8 protein-coding genes are annotated in these 14012 nt (G+C 67.3%); 5 read left to right on the plus strand and 3 right to left on the minus strand.

Annotated elements, in window-relative coordinates; translation table 11 throughout:
• From JZ792_RS38490 to JZ792_RS38510, 5 genes are all read left to right on the plus strand, one after another.
• Positions 1-472: DUF3558 domain-containing protein (locus tag JZ792_RS38490; protein ID WP_216917829.1), on the plus strand; the 472-nt coding region annotated here is incomplete at its 5' end.
• A 52-nt stretch (positions 473-524) separates the two neighbouring features.
• Positions 525-884, plus strand: coding sequence for a hypothetical protein (locus JZ792_RS38495; RefSeq protein WP_254190916.1), 360 nt, complete (start codon positions 525-527; stop codon positions 882-884).
• Positions 884-2284, plus strand: coding sequence for a hypothetical protein (locus tag JZ792_RS38500; RefSeq protein ID WP_216917831.1), 1401 nt, complete (start codon positions 884-886; stop codon positions 2282-2284). Before JZ792_RS38495 ends, JZ792_RS38500 begins: the two co-directional genes overlap by 1 nt.
• The gene (locus JZ792_RS38505) at positions 2281-3096 is read left to right on the plus strand and encodes an ESX secretion-associated protein EspG (protein ID WP_216917832.1); all 816 of its coding nucleotides are present in this window, start codon (positions 2281-2283) and stop codon (positions 3094-3096) included. The genes JZ792_RS38500 and JZ792_RS38505 overlap by 4 nt, the downstream gene beginning before the upstream one ends.
• Positions 3097-3181: 85 nt before the next feature.
• Entirely contained in the window at positions 3182-3793 is a 612-nt protein-coding gene (locus tag JZ792_RS38510) for a Uma2 family endonuclease (RefSeq protein ID WP_254190917.1), read from the plus strand.
• A 60-nt stretch (positions 3794-3853) separates the two neighbouring features.
• Here JZ792_RS38510 and JZ792_RS38515 read toward each other — a convergent pair whose 3' ends face one another.
• The 3 genes from JZ792_RS38515 to JZ792_RS38525 all read right to left on the minus strand — a co-directional run bounded on the left by JZ792_RS38515 (position 3854) and on the right by JZ792_RS38525 (position 13908).
• Positions 3854-5125 (minus strand): metal-dependent hydrolase family protein, encoded by a 1272-nt coding sequence (locus JZ792_RS38515; protein WP_216917834.1) that lies wholly within the window; start codon positions 5123-5125, stop codon positions 3854-3856.
• Between the two features lie 367 nt (positions 5126-5492).
• A complete protein-coding gene (locus JZ792_RS38520; RefSeq protein WP_254190918.1) occupies positions 5493-7088 on the minus strand; it encodes a hypothetical protein in 1596 nt (531 codons plus the stop codon).
• 127 nt (positions 7089-7215) lie between these two features.
• Complete coding sequence (locus JZ792_RS38525; protein ID WP_216917835.1) at positions 7216-13908, minus strand: hypothetical protein; 6693 nt, start codon at positions 13906-13908, stop codon at positions 7216-7218.
• Positions 13909-14012: the final 104 nt, after the last annotated feature.

The following is a 14012-nucleotide window of genomic DNA, read 5'->3' on the forward strand; positions in this document are numbered from 1 at the left end:
GGCGACGACGACGGTGCGGGATCCGGACACGATCGAGGTGTTCAATCCGTGCCGGGGGGCGTTGTCGGATGAGGTGCTGCGAGGGGCCGGCCTGGATCCGACAACGATGCGGATTACCACCGACCCACCGACCGGCCCAGCTGCCTGGCGAGTCTGCAGCTGGCACCCGCTGGACGACCGGTACGGCGCGGGTCGTCGAAGCGTCGGCATCTATTCGACCAGCCACACGCTCGCAGAGGCCAAGAGTAAGGAAAGTCTGACCGATATGCGCGATTTGCAGATCAATTCGCGACCTGGCCTGGTCTACCGGGACAAGACTCTGCCGGACAGCTGCTACGTCGCGTTCGAGGCCGAGCAGGGCATGTTCAATATCGATGTGGGCTGGCTGAGCACCGAAGGTCCACGAGTGGGTGATTTGTGCCAGATGGCACAGAAATACGCAGAGGCTCTCGAGCCGAACCTGCCGAAGTGATCAACAGGGGACAGCGCCAATGACACAGGACCACGCCTCCTACTGGCGAAACATGAAGCAGCAAGCCATCAACGGCGAGTTCAAGATCGAAGAAGACCTCGGCCAGGCGATCGCGGATGTGGCTAGTCAATACATCACGGACCTCGAGGCGCAAAAATTCGAGGCCGGACGACTTCAGTACCTCTCAGGGTGGGGAGGGCTCCCATCTGCCCAAGCGATCCAACAGAAGCTGCAACTCAAAGCGGTCGCCGGTGGTCCCGATGATCCCGACGATTCGGCAGTGAAACGCATAGACCAGCACATCTCCATCGCCCGCGACCAGCGCGACACCTTCCTCGCGGCGATCGGAAAATTGCAGACTGTCGACCAGCAGAACGCGAGTGGACTCGGCGCAAACGGGGAGGGCATCTGATGGGGTTGGGCGATTTCGGCGAATTCCTCGGCCATGTCGGCACTCTGGGCATCTTCAAGGTTGTCGACAACCATGACAGATCCGATAACGCGGACGACGATCGCGGCAGGCTCGATAACGAAGGCAAGCTGAGATGGGAGGGTGACCGCACCATTATCGGAAACGAGTGGACGCGGTTGGACGGCGGCTCGGACGTGTCGATGGCCAAGCCCGCCGTATCCGATCCCGAAGCGTTCAGCACGTGGTCGCACGAGCAGATCTGGAATGCGCTCAACGGTGGGAACGGTCAACCCGAGGTCAGATCCGGCGATGTCAATTCCGGTGCGGACGGGTGGCGACGACTTACGACCGGAACCGAGACGGCGGTGACCAACTATCGGAACAGTTTCGAACGTGTGCTGTCCGAGAAATGGTCGGGCACATCGGGAACCGCGGCGATCGACGCGGTGAAGAGTTACACCACCGAAGCCGCGGCACTTCCCACCTCGTTCCAGATGGTCGCCAACGGCATCGACTACATGGAAGGTCTTCTCGGACAGGCGAAGATGACCATTCCGAAGCCGGAGAAACTGTCCGGGTTCGATGAAATCCTCGGCCATATCCCCGGCAATGGCCTGGTCAAGGCGGCCAAGCACCGGGCTAACGAGGCCGAGGCAGACGCTCAGCGTTTCATGATCGGCACCTATCAACCCGGTTCGGTCACCGTCGACAACCAGACGCCCGTGCTGCCCGTTCCCCGGAACACCGTCGCCGACCCGGGCACCGTGCCGGGTGGCAACGGGAACAACAACAACGGCGGCGGCAACGGCAATGGAACCGGCAACGGGGTCGGAAGCAACGGGAACAACAACGGCGGCACGCCGACTGCGAATCCCACCGGCACGCAGGAGAACCCCGCCACCGACCCGCAGTCGAACGGCACCGACGGCAGTCAGGGCAACAACGACGGCAGCACGAAACCCAGTAGCACCGACCCGTCCGGGTCCACACCCACGGGGACCACCCCTGCGGGGACCGACAAACCGACCACGCCCGGCGACGGCAAACTCGGCGGTTCCGGATCTCCGGGAACAGGATCTCCCGGATCGGGATTGTCCGGGTCGGGCTCACCCGGTTCCGGCGGGCTCGGCGGGACAGGCACCCCCGGCGCGGGACGCAGCGTCACGGGAACACCGGGCGGCACGGGCGGTTCCGGGTCCGGCTCCGGCGGCTCACGGACGTCGGGTACCTCGGGCACGCGAGGGATGAACGGTATGCCGGGAATGGGCGGCCGCGGTGGTGGCGGCCGTGACGACGAGGACGAACACAAGACCCCGGACTATCTCATCCAGGATCGCGAGAACGAACTCATCGGACAACTGCCCGCGACCCTTCCTCCGGGTGGGGTCATCGGCGGATGAATCGGTTCCACGATCCCTCGGGGAGCGAATACGCCGAGAATCGACAGCGATCTTCGGGTCGCTGGGAGCTCGACCCGCACGCGTTCACCCTCGCGCTGGAAGCGCACGGCCGTGATCGTCTGCCCTACCCGCTGACCTACCGGCACGAGTTCGCCGAATCCATCGACGTCTACCGGGAACGTCGCGAAGCCGCCGTGCGGAGGCTGCTGGGTGTTTACGACGAAGAGCTACACACGGCGTTCGGCGCGCTCCTGGAACCGCAGGTCCGCATCGAGATCGAAGGCCTGCACGGTCCGGGGCAGACCGAGGTCGTCCGCGTATACGCGGGAATAGTGGGCGACCGGTGCACGCTCGTCGTCCAGGCCCCGGGTCCGACCCGCGAACACGGCGGCGCCGTCACGATCAGCACCGTGGCGCTGCACGCGCTCGCCGCGGAGATCGTCGCGCACCTGCCCCGCGCGCAGGGCGGGACGACACCACGGTTCCAAGGCCGCCGCGGTGACCTGCGCTCCCCCACCTACGGCCGACATCCGACCCGACTCTCCCTCGCCGAACAGGTGCAGCGTTTCTTCCTTCGTCCCCGCTCCGGCACCGGCGAAATCACCGTATTCCCCGGCTATCAACTGGACGCTCGGCCCACCTCGGACGGCAGGGCCTTCCTCTGGCTCGACTATCCCGACGACGGCCGCTACCTCCTTCAACACAATGGCGACGACGATTTCACCGTGATCCCCGGACCACCGGCGGAACTGCGACATCGCCTCACCAACCACATCGCGATGTTCACCGACCGGCGCCAATTGTCGAGGTGACAAACCCGGTTGCCGAGGCAGCGATCCGGATTACCATGGCGCCATGCCCGCCCCGCATGTCGAGCGACCCGATCTCCCGGAGCACATGACCTGGGAAGAACTCGAGCAACTGCCCGAGGAAGTCGCGGCGCGAATCGAGCTCTGGGAGGGCCGTGTGGTGTGGTTGCGGCGCGGGCCCGCAGAACATCAGGCATTCACGTTCGCGTTGACCAGCGCGTTGAAACGCTGTGCGAAGTCGGCGATGTCCGAGGAACCGGGAGCCTGCTGGCGTGTCGACTTCGAGACGAACGTGTTCTTCGGCGATCACGGAAAGTCCGATTTCGTCACACCGGATTTCCTGGCCTACCGCTGCCTCGACGAGCCGTATCAGGATATTCGTGCCGATGATGCGCTTCTGGTAGGCGAAGTCCTCTCACCCTCGAATAAACAAACAGATATCGAAGCCAAGAAAGCGCGTTACGCGGGTGGCGGCATTCCTTGGTATTGGGAAATCGAACTCGCTCCGCATCGCAGTGAGATCGCGTTCGTGCACGCCTATGCGCTGGAGACCACGCACGGCACGCTGCCGCCGGGCGTGACTCCCCTGCACCAGGCCAACTACATTCTGGCGGGCAAATGGTCTCCTGACGATTCCGAGGTCATCGCTATCGACTTCCCGTTCCCGATCACTATTCCGTGGGCAGAACTCGAATTCTGAGCCCGGCGCCCGGCGACACGGACAACGCTGCCGGGAGCGGGACAGGTTCGCATGCCCTCGCTACCCCCACCGGTCGACGGGCGTGAAGAACCCGCCGCGATCGCTGCTCACCTTGCCGTCCTTCATCACCAGCAGGATGTCGTCGGGGCGGCCGACGGATTCGATGTCGTGCAGTGGATCGCCTCGGACCACCACGATGTCGGCGAGTTTGCCGGATTCGAGGGTGCCGAGACGGTCGTCCACCCCGCACAGGGCGGCGCTGTCGCGGGTGGCGGCGACAATCGCCTCCATCGGGGTGAGGCCCCCGAATTTCACGAGTAATCCCAGTTCACGCAGGTTCGTGCCGTGATCGGGTGACAGGCCCGCGTCGGTGCCCACGGCGATACGGACACCCGCGGCGGCGGAGCGGCCGACGGCTTCCTGGGCGAGGCGGTGCCAGGTGACGCTCTTGGCGTGCGCGGCGGGTGAGGTCTTGTGCGGGTCGAGGTCCTCCATGGTTTCCAGCAGTGTCGGCACCAGGAATATGTCCCGGTCGACCATGCGGCGGCGGAGTTCGTCGTCGAGTTGGTAGCCGTGTTCGACACTGCGGACACCACCTTCGACGGCGGCCTCGATACCCGCGTAGCCGATGGCGTGCGCGGCGACGGGCTTATTGCCGTAGGCGCGGCATTCCTCGACCACCGCACGCACCAATTCCGTGCGCAGGCCGAGCCATTCGGGTTGATCGTTCGGCGAGGCGACCCCGCCGCTGGAGGCGACTTTGATCAGATCCGCGCCGAGCCCCAACAGTTGGCGCGTGCGTTTGCGCGCCTCGTCGACACTGTCGATCAACGGCGACGGGGTCTCCGGGCCGTGCAGATACGACATCGGGTCGAATCCGGACAGCTGGGTCAGATCCGCGTGCCCCGCGGTCTGGCTGAGCATGGTGATCGCCACCTGTAGACGCGGTCCTTCGACGAGGCCCTGCGCGACGGCCATCCGGACGCCCGCGTCGATCCCCATCAGGTCGCGCGCGCTGGTCACCCCGTTGTGCAGGGTGACGCGCAACCGTTCCAATACGGCCAACGTCCGGTACGACGTGGGTACCGACACCGCTTCGTACGGATTCCCCGACCCACCCGGCAGCGCGAAATGCACGTGGCAGTCGAAGAATCCGGGGCAGACGGTGTTGTCCCGCAGATCGACGACCGTCGCTTCTCCGATATCGGGGGCCGTCGAACGTTCCCCCACCCACGAAATGGTATTGCCCGAAATCAATAGAGCACCGTCACGAAGTGGATTCCGCCCGCTCCCGTCCACCACCCGCACGTTCGTCAAGAACAACTCGGCCATGCAAACCCCCTTCTCGTCAGGGTCACGCCTGTGCGCGAACAGCGTAACCATCGCCCCGGCAACATTCGCGCGACTTGCGCCGTGCGGCGGGACTTCGTCGAATCCGACCGGTTCGTGTGTCACGACAACACCGGCCCGCGCGGAGACGACCGTGGTGATACTGCCCGTTCGTCGATGGACGCGGTACTTCCCCCTGGCGATCCGGCGAGAACGGTTGCGACACAGCCTCGGTCGGCGCGGGGCGCAACGAATCACGATCGGCCTCGCGCAACACACCGACTACAGGTAGCGAACCTGCGCGAGGAACGACGAGTTCACAGCGAAATCGGTTGAGGCAGAGGCTATCCGAGTATCCAAGGGGCGACCATCAGATGCCGACCGCGCCGTGTCGCTGCTGGAAGCGACGCTCGAACTCGATGACGAACACCGACGGAGCCACCGAGGACGACGACTGTTCGAGCACACCGTCGTCGGCGATGTAGAAGATCGCGCGGGCGATGGCGATCTCGTCCGGGCGGGTCGGCGCGTAGACCATCCAGCCCACATCGATGCGATCGGCGCGCAGGTCGGAGACCGGATATCCGGCGGCGTCCAGACCTCGTTCGGTGATGAAACGCCGCACCTTCGCCAGCGCGTCCTCCCGCGGCATCGGCTCGGGGATCGAGACCGCGACACCTGCCATCGTCAGCTGGTAGTACGCGCTGTCGACGTCCGAGTCGTCATCGAAGACCGCGGCGAGGGTGTCGCGGGTGACCACGCCGATTTCTGCCGCGGAAACGAGAGTCAGCACGGCTGCGCGTCGCTGATCGGTCGGAGACTCGGCGAGCAGACCGCAGATCACGTCGGCGACGGTATCGGTGGTCCACATTCCCGGCACGGCGTCCACGAGCCGCTCCGCCGTCGGGGATTCGCCGCGATACCAGTCCCCTGCCTCCCACCAGTAGCAGAACGACAGCAGACCGTTGGCGGCACGCGGATTCAGCACCGGATTGGCCACCCATTCCGGCGCGCCCGCGAACAGCTGCGGGGTGGGCGCGCCGCCGTTGTAGGTCGCGTCCAGTTCAGCGGCATTCCAGACGCCGCCCGACAGTACGGCGCGACCACCGGGCAACATGTACAGCGTCGCGCCGCTGCGACGCGATCCCTCGAAAACGCCCAGCGCGGGCAGGATGCGCGGACCTCGCTGAGAACCCGTCGCCACGAAGGCCGCGGCCATCACCGCCCAGCGCCCCCACATCACCGGTAGCGCAGGGAAATCGTCGCCGCTGCGCGTCGGGCGCACATCGGCCTGTCGATCGGCACGCGCGTGAATGGCGGCGACGCGTGCCGGACGGTTCTGCCTGCCGCCGTGATGGATGTAGGCGGCAAGCCAGACCGGAAGTGCGGAGCGCGGATACACCTCAAGGTCGGCGGCGTAGGCCTCGGGCGGGAAGAGTTGGTCACCGGGGAACGGGTCGTCGCCGTAATCGAAGTCGACCTCGATGGCGCCCTCGCGATTCAAGGTGAGAATCAGACGCCACCACGGGCCGTCACCGAGTTCCGCGGAAAGGCGACGATGCTCACGAACCGTGGACAGCACATCGGGTCCCGGATGCACGCGCAGCGAACGGTCGTGCTCGTCCGAGAAGAACACCTGCACCATCTCGGTGAGGGTGGTCAGCGTGAAGACCGCGTCCAATCGCGTCCAGCCGTGCGGTCCGGTGGCGGCGAGGTCGCGGGCGAGCTTGTGGCACAGACGTTTCGCGCGCTCCTGCATGTCGTCGGATTCCTCCGCGACCGTGAAGCCGACATCGGGGGCATCGCTTTCGGCGGGCTCGGTTGTCGCGGCGGACCTCCGATCGGACCCGTCCGAATCGACCTCCGGCACATCGTCGGATGCGGATTCGATATCGGGCAACTCACCGCTCGCGGGTTCGATGACCGGCTCGTAGTGCGGCCTGTAGTTGCCGTTGTCGTCCGGCATGTTCACGTCGCCGCCCTCTCCTCGATCGTTTGTCCGCGTCTCCGCTCGACACCGAAGTCCTTGTACAGCCCTGCCACTGGGGACGGCGGCGGCGACGAGCCGATCACGGCTGCCGAATCCCGCCGCATCACGTGAAGACCTCCGCGCGTCGTGCCGTGTCCGCCCAGAGATCCCGGATATAGCGACCGATATCCAGTTCCTCGGGCAACGTGCGATAGGTCAGTCGGCACAGAATCGAAGCACCGTCGGTGACAACGAATTCCGTCTGCCGCTGCGGGCCCTGGACCCACTCCACCGTGATCGGCCCGTCGAGGTCGAACCAGAATCCGCCGATCCGCGCCACCAACCTGGAGTCGCGGCGATACAGCACGACCATCACGTCCGCGAGTTCGCAATAGACGCCCGACTCCTGCCGGTAGCGGATCGCGGTCGCTTGCAGCGCACCGGTGGTCGGATCGAATTCGGCGGAGACGCCGTAGCCCGCGAACGGGCGGACCAGCAGGGTCGATTCGGTCTCGTTGTGCCCGTCCGAGACTCGGCTGTTGTCGGGCTGCCTTCGTCGGTCATCTCGACCGGATGGGGGCAGGCCGGGCATCACCGGCGGCGGTGGGATCGTCGGTGTGGATCCTTCTTGCGACCAATCACCCTGCGGCGGGTTTGCTGTCGACGGGATGCCATTGCCCGGCAGAGGATTTCCCGGCTGGGTCGGGGTGTGGGGTTGCGATGCAGGTGGGGGCAGGATGTCGGAGGACGTCCACGGAGTCGGCGCGGCAACCGGATTCGATGGAACGAGGCTGCCGGGGTTCCACCCGTTCGGTGGGGTGTGGGCGGTGCCGCCCGGTGGAACTTGTGTGCCCGGCGCGAACTGTCCATCGGTGTTGGGCAGCGGAGCGGGGGGAGCCTGGTCGCCGGGGAATGTCGGGGATGTCGGCCAACCGGACGGCGTCAGCCCATCCGGTCGCACCTGACCGGCCGACGGAGTCAACCATTCCGGCGGATTCTGCGCTCCCGGATGAGTTTGTCCACCCGGATGATCCAGCCCGGTGGACGGTGGCGTCAACCAATCTGGAGGCGTCTGCCCGCCAGGCAGCACCGGTGCGTCGGAAAGTGGCGTGAACCAATCCGGCGGAACCTGTCCACCGGGCTGATCCTGCCCGGTGGAAGACGTCAGCCAATCCGGTGGAGTCTGCGCGCCGGGTAGGACCGGTGTGCCGGAAGGCGGCGTCATCCATTCCGGAGGACCCTGCTGATCGGGCGGGGTTGGCCAACCCGGCGGAGTCGGCATGGTGGGCGGCGGAGTCAGCCGATCCGGCGGTATCTGTTCAGGCGGAGTCGGCCAATTCGGCGTCCCCCCGACAGGTGGGACACCGGGCCACGAGCCGGGAGGGATCGGGGTCGAGGGTGGCAGAGGTAAGCCCGGGGGGACCGACTGACCTGGTGGAACAGTGCCGGGCGGGCACGGTTCAGTAGGTGGCGGGTCGGTGCACGGCGGCGGGATCTGATCACCGGGAGGTGGAGTCGGGATCAGGTCGGGTGGGCACGACGGGTCCGGTAGCCCCGGTACCGATGGCGGGTTTTCCGATGGCGGAGGTGTGGGCTGGGTTGGAGGGGAGGGCAATTCCGGTCGCGGCAACCCCGGTCCCGGTGGCGTCGGCGGAGGCGGAGTCGACGGAGGCGGAGTCGACGGAGGCGGGGCGGACTGGTCCGACGGAGGCTCGGGTAGGGGCCAGGGTCCTGGATCGATCACCCGGATGTCGAGCGGCGGCGGGAATTCGACGTCGTAATCCTTGGGCGGATGCGGAATATGCGAGCGCAGTGAGGAACCGGGCAACCGATGCGGTCGGCGGCTGCCGGTGGGATCCGCACCATTCGAGGACGGCTCGTCACCGTCGTTGTCGCCACGGCGACCGTTCCCGTCCGATGCACCTGACGGTTCGGCGCTCGCGGCGTCTTCATCCGGGTCGGTGGTGCTTCCGGGCGGCGGGACTCCATCCCTCGGAACCCGAACCGATGGATCGATATGATCACCCTCGCGAGAGTCCGTGCTCGACTCCTCGGTACTCGTCACGTCCGAGTCACCCTGTGGGACAGGGTGACTCCCGGGCTGCGAAGTGGATTCTGCTGGATCCGCCGACTCCGCTGAGTCCACTGGCTCCGGGTGGCCTGTCCGCTGCACGGACTCCCTCGGTTCAGCGGGCTCAGCGGGCTCAGCGGGCTCAGCGGGCTCAGCGGGCTCAGCGGGCTCAGCGGGCTCAGCGGGCTCAGCGGGCTCAGCGGGCTCAGCGGGCTCAGGAGGATGGTCGGCGAAGTGGCGGTGTGCTTCTTCGGCGTCGAGGTAGCGTTCGGCGGCCTCGCGCAGGGTTTCGATCCTGCGGACCGTCTCTGCCATCTCGTCCACGCGCATCGTGCGCGACAACATGCCTTCGATGGCCTCGTCCACGGACTCGCGCGATGCCAGATCTTCCGGGTTGACCGGCAAACCACGCATCGCCTCGGCGCGTGCGGCTCGCGCGGCCTCCAACTCTGCGGCCGCGGCCTCCGCCGCGCGCTGCCGGTCGGGATCGGACCGAACGGGCTCTGGGGCTGGGTCGGAGTCGGAGTCGGTGCGGGCGACAGCCTCTGCCGACGACGGTGACGCGAGGTCGGCCTCCGCCGCATCGTCCGGGGTCGAGGCGCCTGGGTCTCGTTCGGAATCCCCCGGATCGAGGTCGCGAGCGCTCGCCTGTCCCTCGTCGCCGGTTTCCGGCGGCCACACGCGACGATCCGATGACCGGTCGGTGTTCGTCGGCGCCTCACCGTCACTGGTCGGTGCTGCGTTCGTCTCGCCGGGCAACGCGGGCGGCGAATTCGACGGGCCGGGGGGTAGTGGTGCCGGTCCGCCGTCATCCGGGTCGCTCGAAGGCCCGTCGGGACCCGGCGGGATCGGGCGCGGTGGTGTCTCACCGGAGCTTTCCGGCGGACTCCAGCCGGGCGCGATCGGGACGGGCGGGGGCGCGTACGGGATTCCGACACGCCAGTCGGTGAGTGGTGGGCGATCGGCGTCCCAATGGAAGCCGAGGCCGACCGCGTGCACATTCGCGTCGCGCCATCCGGCGTCGGGACGCCGACGCAGGTAGTCGGATTCGGCGAGTGCATCGCCGAGCAGGACCAGGTCCTGCGGCAGTGGTTCGCCCGCGATGAGACGATTCCACGCTTCGGCCACGTCGGCCAAGCGGTCCATCGGCCTGCGCGCGTAGACGGCGTGCGGGTCGGCGTGATCGCGCACCCGGTGCGCGTCGCGCATCAGGTGATCCTTGATCTGCTGGATCTGTTCGCGCGTGTAGACGGGGGTGTCGTCGCGAGCGTAGGTGGCGAGCGCTCGGGCAATGGTGTCCTCGGGGGTTTCGCCGGGCAGGCGATCACCCGCGAGATTGTCCGGGAAATCGTGCGCGAGCATCAGATCCGCGATGTCGGCGACGGTGTCGCGCACCGCCACCTCGTCGTCACTGGCGAATCGGTCCGCGAGTTCTGCTGCGACACGGTCGATTTCATCGTTGATGCGGGCGATCTGCGCATCGACGTCCCCGGTCGGATCGATACCGCGATGCCGCAGGACCAACTGCTCACGAATCGCGTCGACGATCTCGCGGGCCGCCGCTTCCTGGCGCGCCCTGCGGTGGGCTTCCAGACCGTCTGCGATCGTGTCGACGTCGGAGTCGTCGGCGAGGAAACGATCGTATTCGGCGTCGGCCCAGTCCTGCACCCGCTGCCAGGCGGCGACGTCGCGATCCCACTCGGCTCGCAGCGCGGGCGGGATGTCGACCCGGCCCGCGGGCGGCGCGTGATCGGCAGGATCCCACGGACGGAACATCGGCTGCACATTCCGTTGCGGCGGAGCGAACCACTCGTAGTTCGCGAAAACCGTTCCGAACGGCGGAATGTGCCTGAGCCAGGGACGTTGCTGAACCCATCGGCCGATCTCCGGGTGGCGCTGGATCCACGCTTTCACCGCCGGATGATTCGGCACCTGCGCCGCCATGAGGATCAGGCGCACCACATTGTAGGAATCGGCGCCCCAGTGCTGGCCGAATACTTCGACACCCGAGGGGACCCCGGAGGTGTCGTACTGCGACGGCGCCTGCGGGGCGTGGACCGGTAGCGTGCTCTCCGGAATCTGGCCCGCCGGAACGTCATCCGTCGGCAGGGTGATGTCGTTGACGACATCCTCCATCGCCCAGCCGCTCACGCCGTCCGGGGGATCCTTCGGGGTGAATTTCTTGGGCAGGGTCGCGCCGTCGCGTCCGGTCGTCCAATCGGGGCGAGTCGGATCGACCGGGTGCCACTGGCCTTCGGAATCACGCCACCTGGTCATGTCCAGGCGATTGCCGTCGCGCCAGCCCGAACTCAGTCGCTCGACCTCGGGCGGGGTCATCGGTTCCGCGCGGACCCCGCCATTGCGATCGGCGAGGACACTGCGGTACTCGACCGTCGTCTCCGCGCGCACCACGGCCTGAGCGACCGCCGCATCCGTGCGCACCGCGTGGTCGAAAGCTTGATCATATCGGGCGCGTGGGGCATACGGGTCCGGCCTGGTGCCGAAAACGACGATACGAGGTCGCTCGCCTTCGATGATCCCGACGCGATCGGTGACCATCCTTCCGCCCTCCGCCTCGATCTGGCGACGCCACTCGCCCGCGAGTCCCGCCATCTCGTCCTGGAGTCGGCCGACGAGGTTGTGCGCGCGGGCGACGTCGGCGGCAGCGTCGGCCAGCGCGTCGACAGCGCGCAGGCGTGCCGGGAGCTCATCGACACGCAGAGTGCCGGAACGCAAGTCGTCATCGATGCGATCGCGCAGGTCGGCGATGGTTTCCTCGAGATCGCGGGTGAGGGCCGTCTCGTCGGGAGCGCCGGATTCGTCGACGACGCCGAGGCGGATCGCGAGATCGTCGCGCATCGTCCGGCGCGGCTTGATGCGCTGGAGTTCGGCGGCGCGCTGCCTGGCCAACTCGTCGATCCGCGCGGCCGCCTCGGCACTCGGAGGACGATGCACGGCGATACCGGCGTGCTCCAGTTCCGAGAGGCGCTGCTCCAATCGCCGCACCTGTTCGTCGAGTTCGTCGAAGCGGTCGGTGGCCTCGATGAGTTTCTCGATCGCCTCGCGGCGCGACCGCTGCGCATCGGCGTCGGCGAGTCTGCGGTCCTGCCTGCTCAACTCGTCGATGCCGCCGGTGATATCGACTCTGTCGGTGCCTGTTTCGGCGTGCATCGCGCGGATGGCGTCCTCGCGACTCTCGGAATCGCGCGCCGTCCACGGAACCGAATCGTCGGGACCGAGTCCGACTCTGTGAATCAGATCGTCCGCGCGCCGATCGGCCTTGGCGCGCACGAACTCTCGTTCCCTGACCAACTCCTTGTGCTCGGCGAGCAGGCGGTCGTATTCCTGGATCAGCCCGATCCGGTCGGCGAGTGCGGCCACCTCCGCGTGCGCGGCGAGGTAATCGGGCACCAACCGACCGAATTCGGCGAGGGCGACGGTCTGTTCGTCGGACAGGCGCCAACCGGACAATTCCCGGAGAGTGGCGGCGATCCGTTCGGGCGCGAGGGATTCCGGATCTCGGATGGGGAGTTGGTCGGCCAGTTCGCGTAGACGCTCGGCCAGTGCGTCGCGACGTGCGACGGCCTCGGCGTGCTCGCGGACGGCATCGGCGGAGTCGTCACCGCTGTCCCGGGGCGGCGGTGCCGGGCCGGAATCGGCCTCCGACACTGTGGGATCGTCGGGTCGCGTGTTGCCGGGATGGTCATCGCGGCCGTGGGCCGGGGGCGTGGAATCCGCCTCCGACACTGCCGGACCGTCGGGTTGCCCGCTGTCGGCGGCCTCGTCACGACCATGAACCGGGGGCTCGGAATCGGAATCCACGTCCGACACCGCTGTGACGTCAGGACGCACGCTGTCGGCGCCCGCTTCACGACCATGGACCTGAGATGCGAACTCGGAATCCACGTCCGATACTTCCGGGCCGTCAGGTCTCCGACCGGCGGACGGCTCATCGCGATCGTGGATCGGACTCGCGGACTCGGAATCCGGCGGATTGCCTTGTCGAGGCGCACCGGAGGTCGAGTCGGTGGCACGATCCTGTGCCGAAGCATTGGATTCGGCGTCACTATCGGAGCGGGCCGAATCGTCTCGTCGTTGTTCGCCGGGGGTGGGATCCGTACTGCGGTCGTGGGGAATCGACGCAGAGTTCGTGGGGACTTCGGCGCTGTTCGCGGTGTCGTGCGGTCGAAATGATTCGGTTTCGCCGGTCGGCGTGCGGTCGCGAGATGGCGTTTCCGCGCCGGCCGGCGTGCTATCCCCGGCCGACCGGCCCGCTTCGACGGCGTGGACGGTGATCGCACCGTTCTCGTCCATCACCAATCGCAGTTCGTGGATCTCCACGCCGGGCATACGCAACAGGTCGGCCAGGCCGGGGTCGGCGGTGAGCGCTTCGGCCAGAACCGAGGCCGCGTCGGCGGCGCTCCAGCCCGCGACGAGGTAGCGGGGTGGGTCGCCGTCGAGCACACCGAGTCGGTGGTCGCCGATGAGATGCGCGCCCGCGTCGAGCAGTGCGTAGCGTTCCACGGCACGCAGGAGCGCGGCGTCCAGAAGATCGCGGCGCGCGGTCGCCTCGGCTGCGGCCTGCTCGTCCCCGGCTTGCCTGGCCGCGTCCGCTTCTCTGGCCGCGGCGGTGGCGTCGGCAGCCAAGCGGTTCAGGACCGCCTGCCGGAATTCGCGCTCGGAGGAATCCTCCGAGCGTTCCGGACCCCCGTCGGTTCGTCCGACCTCCTCGGTTCGACTTTCCACGGGGGTGCTGTCGCGACGCGTGCGATCGCTGGAATCGGAGTCGCCGGGATCGTCCGGTTGCGCCGCGCCCGCCGGTGGGTCGGGCGGCTGGGAGGGCGGTCCGG

The sequence above is a fragment of the Nocardia noduli genome (assembly GCF_019038455.1).
Taxonomy (GTDB): Bacteria; Actinomycetota; Actinomycetes; order Mycobacteriales; family Mycobacteriaceae; genus Nocardia; species Nocardia noduli.